Annotated in this window: 15 protein-coding genes and 1 riboswitch; of the genes, 5 read left to right on the forward strand and 10 right to left on the reverse strand. The window is 59.5% G+C overall.

Translation table 11 applies throughout. The annotated features are described in order from the left end of the window. Window positions 1-23: 23 nt before the first annotated feature. From KGB06_RS11050 to KGB06_RS11070, 5 genes are all read right to left on the reverse strand, one after another. Entirely contained in the window at window positions 24-2,762 is a 2,739-nt protein-coding gene (locus KGB06_RS11050) for a LuxR C-terminal-related transcriptional regulator (RefSeq protein ID WP_223515344.1), read from the reverse strand. A gap of 363 nt (window positions 2,763-3,125) precedes the next feature. Then, window positions 3,126-4,490 carry a DUF1329 domain-containing protein gene (locus KGB06_RS11055; RefSeq protein ID WP_223515347.1) on the reverse strand — a complete coding sequence of 455 codons (1,365 nt, stop codon included), beginning with the start codon at window positions 4,488-4,490 and terminating at the stop codon, window positions 3,126-3,128. Between the two features lie 28 nt (window positions 4,491-4,518). Next, window positions 4,519-6,420 (reverse strand): DUF1302 domain-containing protein, encoded by a 1,902-nt coding sequence (locus KGB06_RS11060; RefSeq protein WP_223515349.1) that lies wholly within the window; start codon window positions 6,418-6,420, stop codon window positions 4,519-4,521. A 339-nt stretch (window positions 6,421-6,759) separates the two neighbouring features. Beyond that, window positions 6,760-8,442, reverse strand: a complete 1,683-nt coding sequence (locus tag KGB06_RS11065; RefSeq protein WP_223515351.1) for a fatty acid--CoA ligase — start codon at window positions 8,440-8,442, stop codon at window positions 6,760-6,762. A 153-nt stretch (window positions 8,443-8,595) separates the two neighbouring features. Continuing rightward, entirely contained in the window at window positions 8,596-9,225 is a 630-nt protein-coding gene (locus KGB06_RS11070; protein WP_223515354.1) for a LysE family translocator, read from the reverse strand. Window positions 9,226-9,540: 315 nt separating this feature from the next. Between KGB06_RS11070 and KGB06_RS11075 the strand changes: the two genes are divergently transcribed. The 3 genes from KGB06_RS11075 to KGB06_RS11085 all read left to right on the forward strand — a co-directional run bounded on the left by KGB06_RS11075 (window position 9,541) and on the right by KGB06_RS11085 (window position 12,376). Then, entirely contained in the window at window positions 9,541-10,506 is a 966-nt protein-coding gene (locus tag KGB06_RS11075; RefSeq protein ID WP_223515357.1) for a 2-hydroxyacid dehydrogenase, read from the forward strand. Window positions 10,507-10,539: 33 nt separating this feature from the next. Next, window positions 10,540-11,538 (forward strand): class I SAM-dependent methyltransferase, encoded by a 999-nt coding sequence (locus KGB06_RS11080; RefSeq protein ID WP_131059460.1) that lies wholly within the window; start codon window positions 10,540-10,542, stop codon window positions 11,536-11,538. Between the two features lie 41 nt (window positions 11,539-11,579). Further along, a riboswitch (yybP-ykoY riboswitch) is annotated at window positions 11,580-11,702 on the forward strand. Window positions 11,703-11,794: 92 nt separating this feature from the next. Next, entirely contained in the window at window positions 11,795-12,376 is a 582-nt protein-coding gene (locus KGB06_RS11085; protein WP_223515452.1) for a TMEM165/GDT1 family protein, read from the forward strand. Between the two features lie 146 nt (window positions 12,377-12,522). Here the strand turns inward: KGB06_RS11085 and KGB06_RS11090 are convergent, their stop codons facing one another. The 4 genes from KGB06_RS11090 to KGB06_RS11105 all read right to left on the reverse strand — a co-directional run bounded on the left by KGB06_RS11090 (window position 12,523) and on the right by KGB06_RS11105 (window position 14,621). Beyond that, window positions 12,523-13,341 (reverse strand): M48 family metallopeptidase, encoded by an 819-nt coding sequence (locus KGB06_RS11090; protein WP_223515360.1) that lies wholly within the window; start codon window positions 13,339-13,341, stop codon window positions 12,523-12,525. A 163-nt stretch (window positions 13,342-13,504) separates the two neighbouring features. Next, window positions 13,505-14,128 (reverse strand): SOS response-associated peptidase, encoded by a 624-nt coding sequence (locus KGB06_RS11095; protein WP_223515363.1) that lies wholly within the window; start codon window positions 14,126-14,128, stop codon window positions 13,505-13,507. Window positions 14,129-14,163: 35 nt separating this feature from the next. After that, window positions 14,164-14,424, reverse strand: coding sequence for a putative signal transducing protein (locus KGB06_RS11100; protein ID WP_223515366.1), 261 nt, complete (start codon window positions 14,422-14,424; stop codon window positions 14,164-14,166). 14 nt (window positions 14,425-14,438) lie between these two features. Continuing rightward, window positions 14,439-14,621: a CPXCG motif-containing cysteine-rich protein gene (locus KGB06_RS11105; RefSeq protein WP_223515369.1), complete on the reverse strand. Its 183-nt coding sequence runs from the start codon at window positions 14,619-14,621 to the stop codon at window positions 14,439-14,441. Between the two features lie 141 nt (window positions 14,622-14,762). Between KGB06_RS11105 and KGB06_RS11110 the strand changes: the two genes are divergently transcribed. Next, window positions 14,763-15,926: a 1-acyl-sn-glycerol-3-phosphate acyltransferase gene (locus KGB06_RS11110; RefSeq protein WP_223515372.1), complete on the forward strand. Its 1,164-nt coding sequence runs from the start codon at window positions 14,763-14,765 to the stop codon at window positions 15,924-15,926. A gap of 63 nt (window positions 15,927-15,989) precedes the next feature. On the opposite strand, the gene KGB06_RS11115 is transcribed toward KGB06_RS11110, so the two are convergent. Continuing rightward, window positions 15,990-16,268: a hypothetical protein gene (locus KGB06_RS11115; RefSeq protein ID WP_223515375.1), complete on the reverse strand. Its 279-nt coding sequence runs from the start codon at window positions 16,266-16,268 to the stop codon at window positions 15,990-15,992. Between the two features lie 194 nt (window positions 16,269-16,462). Here KGB06_RS11115 and KGB06_RS11120 point away from each other — a divergent pair, with 194 nt between their 5' ends. Next, on the forward strand, window positions 16,463-16,669 hold the full coding sequence (locus KGB06_RS11120) for a hypothetical protein (protein ID WP_223515378.1): 207 nt from the start codon (window positions 16,463-16,465) through the stop codon (window positions 16,667-16,669). Window positions 16,670-16,674 lie beyond the last annotated feature (5 nt).

Here is a 16,674-nt window from a genome sequence, read left to right on the forward strand (position 1 = left end):
GCGCCGGGCCAATCTTGAAAATACTATCTGAGCAGTCCCAATTCTTTCGCCCGTGCCACCGCCTGCGTGCGCCGCTCAACACCAAGCTTGCTGTTGATGTGGCTGGCGTGGGTCTTGACCGTGTGCAGCGAAATGAACAGTTGATCGCTGATTTGCTGGTTCGAACAACCTTGGGCAATCAGTTGCAGAACCGCCAGCTCACGCGCGCTGAGCTGCTCTGTCCCCGAACACGATTCCAATGCCGGGCGAGCGATCATGACCGGCAGTTGTTCTACGAGACTCTGCGAAACAGCCGTCGGAGCTCCCAGTTGCAGTTGCCCACGTAGCCAGTCCGGATGTTCGGCCAGCAACCCTTCGAACGGTTGCAAGGCGCCACCGGTCGACGCTTCCAGTGCCTGCGCCAGCGCCTTGCGGGCTTCGGCCTCACGCCCACTGACGAGCAACAAGGCCACTTTCTGAGTCAGCGCCATCGCACTGAGCATCTGTCGTCCCGTTTGTTGCCCATGCTCAAGCAGTGCATCCAATCGGCCTTCGGCCAGCATTGGCTGCCCCTGAATGACGTCCAGCAAGGCTTGTTGCAATTCGATATGCAACGGCAGCTGTGGATGGAATTCGGGCGGTGCTGCCGGGTGTTCGCCGTTATAGGTCTGCCCCAACCGGGAAAGCCAGGCTTCGGCCAGATCGGTGCGACCCTGGGCCAGCCAGAGCTCGCATTTGACCATGGTAATCATCGCCAGATAGTAAATGGGGGGCACGTCCCAGATATGCATCAGGCGCTCGGCTTCGGCCAGCTCGGCGAAGGCGTTGGCGAACTCGCCGCTGCTACCTTCAAGCCGGGCGATCACGCAATGACCGATCAATACGCTGATATCGCGACAGGCGCGAGCCTCACTCAAACCGGCTTGCAGACGTACTCGCGCGGCTTGCGGTTGCAGGCGTAAGGCCAGCAAGAGCCCCTCATACAAAGTCAGACGAGCGCGTATAGCGTAAAGCCGTTGCTGGGATAACCCTTGCAGGCGTTGCAGCCCCTGACGGACCTCTTGCAACGAGCGCAGGATTTCCCCGCGCGCCTGCAATACTCGGGCACGGTCGTAATGGGCCAGTGCTTCAAACAACGGATTACCCACCCGCTGCGCCAATTCCAGCGACTCACGGTTCAAACTGCGCGCACGCCACAAGTCGCCGTCGGCGATGGCCAGGTTGGACAGGGTCGAGAGGCACATCAGACGTTGCCCGTAGCGTTTGGCCGGCAGGCTCTGCAGCGCTTCAGCGCAATAAAGTAGCGTCAGCTCGCGGTTACCACGCCCCCGGGCGATGATGCCCTTCAGGGCCAGCCACTGCGCGAGCATCGACTTCTGCGCGGTGGCCGAAGGGGCCGGCAGGAAGCGGCTCAAGTGGGCTGCCAATTCCTCCGCCGCATCCAGTTGACAGGCCATCCCCAGCGCCCAGCTGTAGAGCACGATCAGCCTGGGTGTGCTGATCAGCAAGCTGTCGGGCAAGTCCATTTTCCAGCGCAGCAACATGCCGGCGTTCTGCTCGGCCAGCAATTGTTCTTCCGAGAGGTTTTGCACCAGGTTCGCCGCAACGTCCAGATGCCCGGCACGCAACGCCTGCTCCACCGCTTCGTCGAGCAGCCCCTGTGCATTGAACCAGCGACAGGCACGCAAATGCAGGCTGGCGGCCGGCACTATCGTGTGAGCGGTGGGCCGAGTGCGCAGCAAGTCGGAAAACAGATGGTGATAGCGATACCAGTGGCCGTGCTCGTCCAGCGGCACCAGGAATACCTGGTGTGCCTGAAGGAAACGCAGTATTTCGGCACTGTCATGAGCTTCACGAACCGCGTCGCAGAGCTCGCTGCAAAAACGTTCCTGAGGCGCCGTGTCGTAAAGAAATTGCTGCACTTCGGCCGGCAGGCAATCGATGACTTCTTCCAGCAGGTAATCGCGGATCAGCCCTTCCCCGCCGTGCAGCGACTGCGGCAACGCTCCGTCATTGCCTGCCTCGGAGGCCGCCAGCAACCAGAATCGCAGACCCGCGACCCAGCCTTCACTGCGCTGAATCAGACTTTCCAGCGCCTCGCCATGCAAGGAACTGCTGTGGCGATCAAGCAACGTGAGCGCTTCATCATGGGTCAGTCGAAGGTCCTGTTCATGCAGTTCGAGCAGTTGGCGCGACAAGCGCAAACGTGCCAGATGCCAGTCCGGACGCTGTCGACTGGTCACCATGACCAGCAGGCCATCGGGCAAATGATTGAGGAAAAATTGCAGGCAACGATCGAGTACCGGGCCTTGCGCAAGGTGATAGTCATCAAGCACCAATAGCAAAGGCGTACTCGGCGACAGGTAGATGGTCAGCTCGTCCAGCAACCCGTCCAGCCATTCTTCAAAGGCGAACGGTTGATGACGCTGGCGCATTTTCAGCAGTCCCAGCGCCTGGCTGCCCAGTGTCGGAAAGTAATCCTGGAGTCCTTCGAGCAACCGCTCAAGGAAACGCCCAGGATCGCTGTCTCGAGGGCTCAACCCCAACCACAGACTTTGCCAATGGGCCGGCAGCCCCTGACAGAACTCCACCGCCAATGAACTCTTGCCGAACCCGGCGGGTGCGCTGACCAGCAACAGCCTGCCACCGAGGCCGGCACTCAGGCGCTCGCACAGACGAGGCCGCTGCACATGGCCGTCGGGCAGCGGGGGCCGAAAAAAGCGCCCGTCCAATGCCGCGATGGAAACGCTTGCAGGGCCCGGGAGTGGGGACAGATCAGTCATGGCCGGCTCTTGTTTGAATTGCGGATGGCGGCGTTGCAGATGTCCGCAGACTAGCGGTAAACGGATAGGGAATGAAGGTAATTGCTACAAATGGCTACAAAAAAGTATCCGAGCAGATACTGAGGGACTGAGATGACGCGTTCGTTTTAGACCGAGTTGCCCGCATCGCGAGCAGGCTCGCTCCCACACTGGATCGGCGTTGCCCACAAGTTTTATGCCTGCTGAAGATCAACCTGTGGGAGCGAGCCTGCTCGCGAAGGGGCCATCGAAGGCACCGAAAATTCATGGGCAAATTGCGGACAAAAAAACGCCCCGAACCAGTCGGGGCGTTTTTTCAAGGAAGTGACCTCTGTTCAGTACAGGTTAGCGAACCCCGTCCTGACGTAGCGCAGCCGGTGTGAAGTCGCTGGTGGTAGCGGTGAAGCCGAAGTCATACGCAGACTTCTCTTCGTTCTTCATACCCAGCGCCAGGTAGCGACCCGATTGCAGGTCGTACAGGGCTTCCAGGGCGTACCACGGAACTTGAACGTTGTAGTAATCCTGGGCGTGAGCTTCTGCCACACGCCACAGCTGATTACGACCGTCGTAGTGATCGATCACTGCGGCTTGCCAGGTGTCTTCGTCGATGTAGAAGTCACGCTTGGCGTAGATATGACGCTGGCCTTCTTTCAAGGTCGCCACTACATGCCATACCCGACGCAACTCGTAACGTGCCAGGTCCTGGTTGATATGACCGGCCTTGATGATGTCGTCGTACTTGAGGGTAGGCGAATCGAGCTTGTAGCTGTCCGAGGCAATGTACATCTCTTTCTTGCCTTCGAGCTTCCAGTCGTAGCGATCCGGCGCACCGTTGAACATGTCCAGGTTGTCGGAGGTACGCAGGCCGTCCGCCGCGGTACCCGGCCCGTCATAGGACACTTGTGGTGCACGACGCACACGACGCTGACCGGCGTTGTAGACCCACGCCGAACGCGGTTCTTTCACTTGGTCGAGGGTTTCGTGCACCAGCAGCACACCACCGGCCAGACGTGCCGGCGCGGTCACTTTCTGCTTGAAGTAGAACAGGATGTTGCCCGGGTTAGCCGGATCGTAGTCCTTCATCTTGTCGCGGAACACGAACTGATCCTGGAAGTACACCAGGCTGTACGAACCGTTCGGCTGTGGTGTGGCCTGGGTCACCAGACGGGTCACGCTACCACCGCGATAGCGGGTGATGTGGTTCCAGATGACTTCAATGCCGCTCTGGGGAATCGGGAACGGGATGGCGGTTTCGAAGTTTTCCAGGCCGTTGCCGCCAGATACCAGCTTGGTCGTGGTGGCGTTTTTCTTGATGGCGGCGAACACTTCAGCCGGCACGGTGGAGCCACGATGGGACGGGTAAACCGGCATCTTGTAGGTTTCCGGGTAGCGCTTGAACATCGCGTACTGGCCCGGGGCGAGTTTGTCTTTGTACTGGTCGACGTTTTGCGCCGTGATGGTGAACAGTGGTTTTTCACTGGCGTACGGGTTGGACAGGAAACCTTTGCTGTCGACGGTGCCGGCATTTTTCGCCATTGGCTTCCAGGCCGGAATCGAACCGTCGGCGTTGCTCGCCATCTCGGCGCCCATCGGGGTCAGGCTCTTGCCCAGTTTGTCGGCTTCGGCCGCAGGGACCGCCGCCATCACACTGGTCGCCAGCAGCGAAAGCCCCAGAACACCAGCTTTGAACAGACTCTTTGTTATTTTCATATGTGTGTTCGTCCTCAAAAAACAGTGCTTAGAAGTTCACGCCGACGCTGAGCGCAACGAAGTCGCGGTCATCTACGGTGGTGTACTTGCCGTCGAAGAAATTGGTGTAAGCCAGGCTCGCGGTGTAGGTGTTCTGGTATTCGGCATCGACACCCAGGCTCACCGCTTTGCGACCTTCCTCAAAGTTGCCGCCAGGGCCTGGCGAGTAACCGTCTACGTCGTGGGACCAGGCCACGTTCGGCTTGAGGTTCACACCGGCGAACACGTCGTTGTATTCCCAGATCGCACGACCGCGGTAGCCCCACGAAGTCGCCGTGGTGAAGCCGTCGTTGTCGCAGTTGCGGCTGACGTTGTTGGTGGGAGTGCCCGGACCAGCACCGTTGATGGTGCTGGTGTTGAGCGCCACGCAAGTATCAATAGCGCCAGAGGCTGGCAATGCACCCGGGCCGTAGACCGGATCGCGGCCATAACGAACGTCGGAAGTGCTTTCCAGGCCGCCGACATGGGTCACGCCCACTTCGCCGACCAGGGTCAGACGGCTCGCGCCCATCACTTGGTCAAAGAAGTGCGTCAGGGTGCTCTGGAACTGGGTGACTTCTTTACGGCGATAGCCATTGAGGTCAGTACCCGGTGCGGCGGAGAGCAACGAAGCGTTGGTCAAAGGATTGTTCGGATTGCCGTTGCCCAAAGGACGAATACCAGCGAACAGAATGTCGGTGGAGTTCAACTGCACCGGCGCGTTCGGACGATAGCTGATCTCACCGCTCCACGCCGTACCCGTAGACAGGGTGGTGGAGAAGCTCAGGCCGTAAAGGCGAATGTCTTCAGGGTATTCGATGAAGTACTGCGAGTTACCGGCCACCAACAGCGGCCCAAGCGCGGCAAAGGGGCCTGGCAGCGACGCAGCAGTGTTGTAGACCGACTGCGGCGCACCGGTGGCGCTGAAGATCGGCGCACGACTGTGATAGTTCATGAAGTAGGCGCCGAACTCGGTGTCCAGCGGGTCGAACATGTACTTGAAGGACGCCCCCCACTGGCCGCTGTCCCGTGCATCACGGTCGGGGCCACGCCGAACCAGGACACCTTCCTCGTTGACGTCGACGCCGTTGGCGGCCAACGGGCCCAACGCAATGGCTGGAATCGTCGAGCGCTTGTTCAGCACGCGCAAGTTGTTGTCGCAACCGTCGGCAACGATGTCTGGCTGAGAGAAGAACGTGCCGCAGTTATCGACGACGGTCTGGTCCCATTCCAACTGGTAGAACGCTTCGGCCGAGAGGTTATCGGTCAGGCTCTGTGACACATAGAACATGTTGACCGGGATCAAGCCTTCCTTGATCTCGGCACCCGGACGACGGAACGCGGACACGTCAATCGGGTTGATCGAGTTGATGCCGCCGCCGATGAACGTACTTTCACCCCAGCTCACTACTTGCTTGCCCAGACGCACGGAACCCGGCTCATCGGCAACGGTGTAGTTGTGGTAGACGAAGGCGTCGAGGATTTGCCCGCCGGAGGACTTGGCGCCCTCTTTACGACCGTCGTTTTCGACGTTCTTGAATTCCAGGTTTGTATCTTGCAGTGCGAAGTCGTACCAGTATTTGCCCCGGACAAACACGCCGGTATCGCCGTATTTCAATTCAAGGTCATGGATGCCCTTGAAGATTTTCGAGAACGCTTGCCCACTCTTGAAGTTCAAGTGACCGTCATCGGAGGTCTGGGACAAGCCGTGCCCGCCGTTGTTGACACCGATCAGGTTCTTGTTCGGCTGTTGGGTCGAGACACTCATACCCAGGGACAGCGACGAGTCGAACTGACCTTCGATTTCACCAACGTTGAAACTGACGCCGAATGCAGGCCCGGCGAGCGAAGAGGCGAGACTGACCGCCAGGGGCAATTTTGCCCGGCGCCAGAACGTGTTTACTGATGTCATCGACGCTACTCCATGTGCATTATTGTTATGGCTGTGAGCACTTTTAAAAACGTTGTGGGTGACGGGGAGCCAAGGCGTCCCGAAGTCACTCCAAAATTGCATCGCCCCCGTTTGTGCGCTTGCTCCGTTCTTAAAAATCCATGAGCGGACTATAGCCAGCAGGTAGTAGAGCTTGATCCCTCTAAAGTGTGATTTGTAGCTGCCGACCACTCTGGAACAGTCCTTTCGCCAGTCCGACACCTGTCGGCCCGGCAAGGATGGCTGAAAATTCGGATTACACAAGCCAAGCGCTTGCTTGGTGGGCCTGGCGTGCCATTGCGGGCACGCCAGGAGGGGCGCTTAAAGCGTCGAGAGGAAGGTGCTGTTGTTGGCCTGCCATTCAGTGATGTCGAGGCGGATGCGCTTCTTGTCGAGCTTGCCGACACTGGTCTTGGGAATTTCAGTAACAAGGGCAATCTGGCTGGGGATCGCCCACTTGCTCAAGTGCCCCAATTCCACGAACGGCTTGAGGTGTTCCTTGAGTTCCCGGGCCCCGATCTCATACCCTTCGCGGATCACCAGCAGCGCAAACGGCCGCTCGCCCCACTGCGGATCGGCGATCCCCACCACTGCTACTTCGCGTACCGCCTCGTGGCGACTGATCAAGTCTTCAAGGTCCAGAGACGAGATCCACTCGCCACCGGTCTTGATCACGTCCTTGATGCGGTCCCGAATGTCGATCACGCCCATGGCGTCCAGCGTCGCCACGTCGCCGGTATGCAGCCAGCCCCCGGCCCAGAGCTCTGCGCCCTTCTGCGGTTCGTTGAAATAGCCCTCGGTGAGCCATGGCGCACGCAGCACGAGCTCGCCCTGGGTTTCGCCATCGGCGGGCAGGAAGTTGCCGTCGGGGTCGACGATCGCAGCCTCAACCAATGGCCCCGGCACGCCAGCCTTGATGCGATAGGCGGTGCGTTCATCTTCGCTGCCGGCCATCAATTCATCGTTGAGGTGCGCACACGACACCAGCGGCCCGGTTTCCGACATGCCATAAGCGGCCGTCAACTGAATGCCTTTGCCTTTGGCCGTTTCATACAGCGTGCGGTTAAGCGCGCTGCCGCCGATGACTATTTTCCAGCCGCCGAAGTCCGTGCCTTGCGCCGCTTTGGCATTGAGGATCATCTGCAAAATGGTCGGTACGCAGTGGGAAAAGGTGACCTTCTCCTTGCGCCACAGCTCCACCAGGTACTCCGGGTCGTAGCGGCCTGGATAAACCTGCTTGAGCCCGAGCATGGTCGCCACATAGGGCAAGCCCCAGGCATGCACATGGAACATCGGGGTGATCGGCATGTACACGTCGCTGGTACCCAGCAGGCGCACGCTGTCGATGGAGCCCATGATGGTCGACACGCCCATGGTGTGCAGCACCAATTGCCGGTGGGTGAAGTACACACCCTTGGGATTGCCGGTGGTACCGGTGGTGTAGAACGTTGTCGCGACCGAGTGTTCGTCGAAGTCCTGGAAGTCGTATTGCGTGCTGGCAGCCGCCAGCAGTTGCTCATACTCGCCAATCAGGTTGGGCAGATCGGCGGTTTTCTCCGGCAGGTCAGTCAGCAGCAGGGTTTTCTCGACCGTGGTCAGGTTCCCGGCAATTGCCTGGTAAAGCCCCACGAACTCGCTGTTGACCAGCACAAAGCGGTCCTGCGCGTGGTTCATGGTGTAGAGGATTTGTTCCGGCGACAGGCGCACGTTAATCGTGTGGATCACCGCGCCGATCATCGGGATGGCGAACATGCATTCCAGGTATCGATGGCTGTCCCAGTCCATCACCGCCACAGTATCCCCGGCCTTGACCCCGGCCGCCGTCAACACATTGGCCAGCCGCGCGACCCGCTCAATGAGGGTCGGATAGCTGTAGCGCAACTGGTCGCGGTAAATGATCTCGCGGGTTTTCTCGTAACGAGCGCCGGACATCAGCAGCCGCTTGATCAGAAGCGGATACTGGTAAGCGCCTTCGGCTGGGGGGATAACGCGAGTCTGCAACATATGAATCCCTTTTCTGGCTGCACGGTGTTGGCTGAATGTAAGCACTTTAGTGCCCTTCAATGTCAGCCAAATCAGCCAAAGGAATGATTTGCAGAACCGCACAAATGCTGGCTTTGCGCCAGCATTTGCAGGATGTCGAGGATCAGCCCGCTATCAATGCATCTCGGTGAACGCGAGTTTCACGCCGATGGCGATCAGCACCACGCCCATGGTGCGGTCGAACCAGTGGCCCATGCGGGCGAAACCGGCGCGTACACGCTGTTGGCTGAACAGCCGCGCCACCAGGCAAAACCACACCGCCGTCGCCACCGCGAGGTAGACCCCGTAACCGGCTTGAACCGCCAGCGGTGTGTGCGGGTTGATCACCACGGTGAACAGCGACAAAAAGAACAGCGTGGCTTTCGGGTTCAGACCGTTGGTCACGAAACCGGAGGTGAAAGCGCCACGGGCGGTGCGCTCGCCGACTTCCTTGTGCAGATTGTCAGCGACCACTTTGGCCGGTTGCGCGCGCAGGGCCTTGTAGCCGATGTACAACAGGTACGCGGCGGCGGCCCATTTCAGCGCGTTGAACAGCACGATCGACTGGGACACGATCAGGCCGATGCCGAGCAGCGAATAGCCAACGTGAAGGAAAATCGCCGTACCAACGCCCAGTGCGGTCCAAGTGCCCGCGCGTCGACCATGGGTCACGCTTTCACGCACCACCACGGCAAAGTCCGGGCCGGGGCTGGCCACGGCGAGCAAGTGAATCAGGGCAACGGTCAAAAACTCTGTCCAGTACATGGGGGCTCCTTTGGGGTAGATCGGTCGAAATGAAAAGTCCAGGCTGACAACATCACCTGTAGCAGCTGGCGAAGCCTGCGTTCGGCTGCGCAGCAGTCGTCAACCCAGAACACGCGGACTTTCTGTAAGAGCGCGGTGCCTGATTTCACGACTGCTGCGCAGCCGAACGCAGGCTTCGCCAGCTGCTACAGGGGTTTCGGCGCTTCATCACATAGCGCGTCAACTTAGCCACTTTGGTGCAATGGGTAACCATTTGTTTCATCTGGTAGGCTCGGCAGATTACGCCTTCAGTTCAATGCACAAAAGGTACAGTTGATGACGAACTCTCGCCGCGCCGTTTTCCTCGACCACCCGTCCCTGGACCTCGGTGACCTCGACCTCAGCCCGCTGCGTGATTGCTTTGACGACTTGCAACTGTTCGCGCAGACCACGCCGGATCAAGTAATCGAACGCCTCAAAGGCGCCACGGTGGCCATCAGCAACAAGATCCTGATCAACGCAGACGCCATCGCCGCCAGCCCGGACTTGAAACTGATCCTGATCACCGCCACCGGCACCAACAACGTGGATCTGGCCGCCGCCCGCGCCCATGGCGTTACCGTTTGCAACTGCCAGGGTTACGGCACACCGTCGGTGGCCCAGCACACGATCATGTTGCTGCTCAACCTGGCGACGCGCCTGGCCGACTATCAAAAAGCAGTGGGTGAAGGCCGCTGGCAGCAAGCGAAACAGTTCTGCCTGCTGGACTACCCGATCGTCGAACTGCAAGGCAAAACCCTTGGCCTGCTCGGCCACGGCGAACTGGGCGGCGCAGTCGCACGGCTGGCCGAAGCGTTCGGCATGCGCGTGCTGCTGGGTCAGATTCCGGGGCGCCCTGCCCGGCCGGATCGTTTGCCGCTGGATGAACTGCTGCCGCAGATCGACGCCCTCACCCTGCACTGCCCGCTCAACGAACACACCCGCCACTTCATCGGCGCCCGTGAACTGGCCTCAATGAAACCCGGCGCCTTCGTGGTCAATACCGCGCGCGGTGGTTTGATCGATGAGCTGGCGCTGGCCGATGCGTTGCGCAACGGTCATCTGGGCGGCGCAGCCACCGATGTGCTGAGTGTTGAGCCACCGACGGCGGGCAATCCCTTGCTGGCCGACGACATCCCGCGATTGATTGTTACCCCGCATAACGCCTGGGGCAGTCGCGAGGCGCGGCAGCGGATCGTGGGGCAGTTGACCGAAAACGCGCAGGCTTTCTTCAGCGGTACAGCGCTGCGAGTCGTCAGTTGATAAACTGCCGCACTTTTTTTCAAGGAGCAGAGTATGGATCCGCGCAGTGAAGTACTGCTTCGTCAGGCTGAGCTATTCCAGGGTTCGGTGTTGTTAGCCGGTTTGCCCGCCGACGATCTGCTGGGCCGACTGCCCGATGCCCACGGTTGGTGCTGGCACGCCGGCGACCAAGCCGCGCTGGACGCACGTTTTGCCGAGCGCAGCCATTTTGGTGTGAACGCACCCGAGCGTGAGTTCGAGACGGCGGTCGTGTTTCTGCCCAAGTCCAAGGACCTGACCGATTACATCCTCAACGCCCTCGCCTCGCGCCTGGCCGGTCGCGAGCTGTATCTGGTAGGCGAAAAACGTAGCGGGATTGAAGGTGCAGCCAAACAACTGAACCCGTTCGGCAAGCCGCGCAAGCTCGACAGCGCCCGTCATTGCCAACTCTGGCTGGTCACGGTAGCCAATGCACCAGAAGCCAAATCACTGGAAAGCCTGGCGCAGACCTACGAGTTGCCGCTGGCTGAAGGGCCATTGAAAGTCATCAGCCTGCCGGGCGTGTTCAGCCACGGCCGACTGGATCGCGGCAGTGCGCTGCTGCTGGAGCATCTGGACAAGTTGCCGAGCGGCCACTTGCTGGACTTCGGTTGCGGCGCCGGCGTGTTGGGCGCCGCGGTGAAGCGTCGTTATCCGCACAATCAAGTGACGTTGCTCGACGTCGATGCGTTTGCCGCTGCCAGCAGTCGCCTGACCCTCGCCGCCAATGGTCTGGAAGCCGACGTGATCACCGGTGATGGAATTGACGCTGCACCGATGGGCTTGAGTGCGATTCTGAGCAACCCTCCGTTCCATGTCGGCGTCCACACCGACTACTTCGCGACCGAGAACTTGCTGCGAAAAGCGGCCAAACATCTGAAAAACGGCGGTGAACTGCGCCTGGTTGCCAACAGCTTCCTGAAATATCAACCGCTGATCGAAGAGCACCTTGGTGTGTGCGCAATCAAGGCTGAGGGACAGGGTTTCCGAATCTACCGGGCCAAACGCGGCTGATAAATAAGTGCTTGCCTAACGGATTTTGCCTAGGCAGAATCCGCTCCGTCCTAGGGGAGTAGTCTCCCACGAGCGCCATGCTCGTCCGGCATACGTCAACATACTTGGTCCTCAGACCATGGCGTATGCGACCCAAGCGTCCGCATCAGACGGATTGCAGGGTTTGACAAGACCTATGACACGAACACCTTACCCGGGGCGGGAAGGCTGTACGTGTCATAGCCGTGTCGACCCGCCCCTTAGGAAAACCCTGATGATGCTGGATTCATTTCTCGTTCCTACCGCAATCGTTGCCTTGGCCGAAATCGGCGACAAGACGCAACTGCTCGCGCTCATTCTCGCTGCCCGCTTCCGCAAGCCATGGCCGATCATCGCCGGCATCGTCGCCGCCACCCTGGCCAACCACGCAGCCGCTGGTGCAGTCGGTGCATGGTTCGGCAGTTTCTTCTCGAATGCGACGCTGCACTGGATCCTGGCCGCCTGCTTTACGGCGACGGCGTTGTGGACCCTGGTCCCGGACAAGATGGACGACGACGTCAGCACCGCTCGCAAGTTCGGGCCATTCCTGACCACACTGATTGCGTTCTTCCTCGCGGAAATGGGTGACAAGACCCAGGTCGCTACCGTGATGCTGGCTGCGCAATACCCGGATTTGTGGCTGGTCATTCTCGGCACCACCGCCGGCATGTTGATTGCCAACGTGCCTGTGGTGCTGGCCGGTAACTTTGCGGCAGACAAGTTGCCACTGACCCTGATCCGTCGACTGGCGGCGTCGGCGTTTCTCATTTTGGCGATTGTTGCGGTGTACAAGGCGATGCAGAGCAGTGGCTGGGTTTGATTTCGTAAGGAAGTAGACCGCGTTATCGTTCTTCGTCGGAACGCCGCCCGGAGCCGGCTCGCTCCCACATAGGTTTTGTGATCGACACTAACCCTTGTGGGAGCGAGCCTGCTCGCGATGAGGCCCTGACTGACGATGTAAAAACCTCAGGATTTACGCGCGTTCTCGTACAACGGCATCACCTTGGGAATCGCTGCCTGCAACGCGGCAATACGACTGGCCGACGCCGGGTGAGTGCTCATGAACTCCGGTGGCGAGCCTTCCGAGACCTTGCTCATCTTGTTCCACAGCGTGATCGCGGCGTTCGGGTTGTAACCGGCGCGAGCGGCCAGTTCGAGACCAATCAGGTCCGCTTCGTTTTCATTGGCGCGGCTGTTGGGCAGGGTCATGCCGTAGTTCGCAACGGTATCCGCCAGAACCATGCTGCCCTGGCCCAACCCTAACAAGGCACCGGCGCCTTGCTTGGCCATTTCAATACCATAGGCTTTGGACATCGCTTCACGACCATGCTCACGCAGGGCGTGGGCGATTTCATGCCCCATGATTGCGGCGATTTCATCGTCGGTCAGTTGCAGTTTGTCGATCAGCCCGGTGTAAAAGATGATCTTGCCCCCAGGCCCGCAGTTGGCGTTGAGTTCATCGCTCTTGATCAGGTTGACTTCCCAATTCCACTGAGCCGCATCCGGACGAAAATTAGGCGCCTGGGCAATCAACCGATCAGCAATGGCCTGGACGCGCAGGGCATTCTCACTGGTTTTGTCCAGCACACCTTTGCTGGAGGCTTCACCGACTGTCTTCTGATAGGACTGCGCATACATCTGGTCGACCTCTTGCGCGGGCAACATGGTGAACATGTACTGTTTGCGCTCAACCCCCACGGCGCCACCGCTGGTGGTGTTGACCGACTGGCACCCGGCGAGCAGCAGGCTGGCGCTCAGCGTCCCAAAAACCAATAGCTTGTTCATCAAATAAACTCCCTCAAATCATGCCGCGTATCCTGGGCGTGGAAATGTATCGACGCCAGATACATAAAGCTAAGACGCAAAATTCCGGCAAAGCTCTCAGCACCGCAGGAAAAAATTCTCAAGTCTGTGCGGGCCTTATCGCGGGCAAGCACAGCCCCCCCATTTAACCCGGGGTAAGACACTCCGGCGCATTCAGCTTCGGATCATTTACCAGATTCGCCAGCACCCGCTCGCGCAACACCGCGGGTTCACTGGCAAGCAAGGCCTGCAAGGTATGCAACGGCGTCTCGGGATCAAGCCACGCCGCCTGCCCCGCCGCATCGAGAATCAACGGCCGGCGCTGACTCGCCGCCGGCTGCGTGATCACTGCCGTGCTCAGCCATACCTGTTCCTGCACCGGGTACGCTTCCCAGATAGCGGCAAAAAACAGTGACGAACCCTCACCCGGCGTCAGCCAGTACGGACGCTTGCGCGTGGTACCGCGCCATTCATAGAAACCGTTGGCCGGCAGCAGACAACGTCGCTCACGAAAGGCCTGGCGAAACATCGGTTGCTCGGCAACGGTTTCAGCCCGGGCATGGGCCGGGGTGCGGGACAGATCGGTCAGCCACGGTGGCGTCAGGCCCCAGCGGGCGCGGGCCAGTTCGCGCTGGCCGTCCAGGCCTGCACGCAGCATCAACACCGAATCGTTGGGGGAAATATTCCACTGGGCCTGCTGATCGGCGGGAAAGCCGGGCAGGGCCGCGAAGGCGGGGTTCCAGCGAAACAGGGCATAACGTCCACACATGGGGCAGCACGACTCTTGATCAAACGAACGCCAGCCTAACAGACCAGCGTGCCGGGAAAGCTCTCCGGTTCATCGCCAGACAGCGGCAGCGCGGCATTGTACGCGGTGATCAGCGAGCGGGCGTATTCCGCCTGGTCATTATCCACCGACAAGCCCAACAGGCCGAAAATCGGCAGTTCGCCAGTGCCGCCGAGCAAATGGCGCCCCACCAAATGCGCCTCAATGCCTTCGCTGGCCAACATGCTTTGCAGCAATTCGCCTTCCATGAGGTTTTCCGGCTCGTAGATTCGCAGCATCGGGACGCCCTTCTTCACTCGTTTTCGCTGAACACTTCGAGCAACCATTCCTGACCGTCGGTCTGCAGGACAAACGTTATTGGCCGACAACACACCGGACAATCTTCGATGTAGGTCTGATCGCCGCCGGACAGATCCAACACGGCCTCTGCGTCCTCACCACAATACGGACATTCGTAGCGCTCGGTTTCCAGCATCGCGGTCTCCCGGGTGACTTGTGCGTATAATCGCCGGTCTATTTGCAGGGCTATTTTTGTCTGGCTATTTTTTCAGACCGTGCCCTGTCGGTTTTGATCAAAACCTTTACTTACCCTAGCCGTTTCTAACAAGAGAGCATGATGGGCGAATTCGATGCCATCCGACCTTACGACGACAGCGAAGTCCCAGCGGTACTGGACAGGTTGCTCGGCGACAAGGCGTTTCTAGATATCCTCACCCACTTCCGCTTCCCGCGTTTTGCCGGTGCTTTCGGCTGGATGCTTAAACCTCTTATAGCTCATCGGCTGCGCCGCGAGTTCGCCGGTGTTCATTCGGTGGCCACGTTGCAGGACAAGGTCGAGATGTACGTCGACCACACCATCGAACGCGCAACAGACGGCGTCACGTATACCGGCGTCGAGCAGTTCAAGTCCGGCAGCGCCTACCTGTTCATCGCCAACCACCGCGACATCGTGATGGACCCGGCCTTCGTCAACTACGCCGTGTACCACGCTGGCCTGCCGACACCGCGCATCGCGATCGGCGACAACCTGCTGCAAAAGCCCTTCGTCAGCGACCTGATGCGTCTGAACAAGAGCTTCATCGTGCACCGTTCGATCACCGGTCGCCGCGAGAAGATGGCGGCGTATCAACTGCTGTCGGCCTACATCAACCACTCGATCCGCAACGATTGCGCCTCGATCTGGATCGCCCAGGCCGAAGGCCGGGCGAAAGACGGCGACGACCGCACCGAATCTGCAATCCTCAAGATGTTCCACATGAGTCGCAAGGACGAGCCGTTCGGCGAAGTCATTCAGTCGCTGAACCTCACCCCGGTGTCGATCAGCTATGAATACGACCCGTGCGATCAGGCCAAGGCGCGCGAGTTGTTCATCCGCGCCACCACCGGCAGCTACAGCAAAGTGCCGGGCGAGGATGATGTGAGCATCGCCAAGGGCATCACTGGCTACAAGGGCCGGGTCCACGTGAACTTCGCCGCGCCGATCACCGAGCTGTTTGAAGACACCAAGCAATTGGCGGTCGAGATGGACAAGCAAATCCTCGGTGGCTACCGCTTGTTCCCGGTGCACTACCTGGCCTACGCCCAATGGAAAGACGCCGACCCGCAATTGCAGGTGCCGAAGGCTGCTGAAGTATTTGCGGCCGATGAACTGGCCAAGGCGCAGGAAGAATGGAACAAACGTCTGGAGGCCTGCCCCGAAGAACATCGTCCGTTCCTGGTGCTGCAATACGCGACGCCGGTGCGCAATCAGTACCGTGTGAAGGCCGGCTTGCCGCTGTAGGATTTTTGGCTGGATCCGAAAACGGCGCCTTCGGCGCCGTTTTCATTGCTGCAATGTTTGTAATCAGACCCGCGTGCTGATCCACGACACCAGCAACGCCAGCCCGAGGCAGGCGAAACCGAAGCGATAGAAAAAGCGGTTCATGCGCAACGTCGCCCAATCGAGGGTCGGCTCTACGTTGGGTTGGCCCTGACGCTGGGCCACCATACTGGCCTTGGCGCGTTGTTCGCGGCGACGAGTGGCGTGCAGCAGCCAACAGCCCGGAAAGGCAAGCAGCAAGGCCAGCAGATTGACCAGTTTGGCGGGATGGGCGGTAAACAGCGTCATCAAATGCAGCGACATCACGGACCTCAAACAAAACAGGTGTAACAGACGCCGAACCGACGAATGCGGCGCGGATTCTACCGAAAGCCTCCCCTCCCGCATCTGTTTTACGACAAAGAGTTCACTAATTGGCAGACTCCTGCCCTGAGTCATAACTTCGTCATCTAAATCCGTCAGTCTCCCGCCACACGAAAACGGACACGGAGACCGTCATGCTGCACGCTGAAAATCAGGATCGCCTCTACCTCATCGCCCAAAGTGAAGAACAGCAAACGTTGATCGGCAGCCTTGCCTTCAACGTTCAGGACCGCCACTGGCTGGTGTATTGCGCGCTGGGCGGGCATCAACATGCGGATTTGCCGGAGACGGATTTGCTGACCGGGGTGAGTGTGCTGGATTTTTACTCAGAAGCAGCCTGACATCA

Source organism: Pseudomonas sp. GL-B-19 (assembly GCF_019956415.1).
GTDB lineage: Bacteria > Pseudomonadota > Gammaproteobacteria > Pseudomonadales > Pseudomonadaceae > Aquipseudomonas.

What these genes read in the sequence shown, in the direction of transcription:
- KGB06_RS11050 (WP_223515344.1), bottom strand. Translation starts at nt 2,762, where the DNA reads ATGACTGATCTGTCCCCACTCCCGGGCCCTGCAAGCGTTTCCATCGCG.
- KGB06_RS11055 (WP_223515347.1), bottom strand. Translation starts at nt 4,490, where the DNA reads ATGAAAATAACAAAGAGTCTGTTCAAAGCTGGTGTTCTGGGGCTTTCG.
- KGB06_RS11060 (WP_223515349.1), bottom strand. Translation starts at nt 6,420, where the DNA reads ATGACATCAGTAAACACGTTCTGGCGCCGGGCAAAATTGCCCCTGGCG.
- KGB06_RS11065 (WP_223515351.1), bottom strand. Translation starts at nt 8,442, where the DNA reads ATGTTGCAGACTCGCGTTATCCCCCCAGCCGAAGGCGCTTACCAGTAT.
- KGB06_RS11070 (WP_223515354.1), bottom strand. Translation starts at nt 9,225, where the DNA reads ATGTACTGGACAGAGTTTTTGACCGTTGCCCTGATTCACTTGCTCGCC.
- KGB06_RS11075 (WP_223515357.1), top strand. Translation starts at nt 9,541, where the DNA reads ATGACGAACTCTCGCCGCGCCGTTTTCCTCGACCACCCGTCCCTGGAC.
- KGB06_RS11080 (WP_131059460.1), top strand. Translation starts at nt 10,540, where the DNA reads ATGGATCCGCGCAGTGAAGTACTGCTTCGTCAGGCTGAGCTATTCCAG.
- KGB06_RS11085 (WP_223515452.1), top strand. Translation starts at nt 11,795, where the DNA reads ATGCTGGATTCATTTCTCGTTCCTACCGCAATCGTTGCCTTGGCCGAA.
- KGB06_RS11090 (WP_223515360.1), bottom strand. Translation starts at nt 13,341, where the DNA reads ATGAACAAGCTATTGGTTTTTGGGACGCTGAGCGCCAGCCTGCTGCTC.
- KGB06_RS11095 (WP_223515363.1), bottom strand. Translation starts at nt 14,128, where the DNA reads ATGTGTGGACGTTATGCCCTGTTTCGCTGGAACCCCGCCTTCGCGGCC.
- KGB06_RS11100 (WP_223515366.1), bottom strand. Translation starts at nt 14,424, where the DNA reads ATGCTGCGAATCTACGAGCCGGAAAACCTCATGGAAGGCGAATTGCTG.
- KGB06_RS11105 (WP_223515369.1), bottom strand. Translation starts at nt 14,621, where the DNA reads ATGCTGGAAACCGAGCGCTACGAATGTCCGTATTGTGGTGAGGACGCA.
- KGB06_RS11110 (WP_223515372.1), top strand. Translation starts at nt 14,763, where the DNA reads ATGGGCGAATTCGATGCCATCCGACCTTACGACGACAGCGAAGTCCCA.
- KGB06_RS11115 (WP_223515375.1), bottom strand. Translation starts at nt 16,268, where the DNA reads ATGTCGCTGCATTTGATGACGCTGTTTACCGCCCATCCCGCCAAACTG.
- KGB06_RS11120 (WP_223515378.1), top strand. Translation starts at nt 16,463, where the DNA reads ATGCTGCACGCTGAAAATCAGGATCGCCTCTACCTCATCGCCCAAAGT.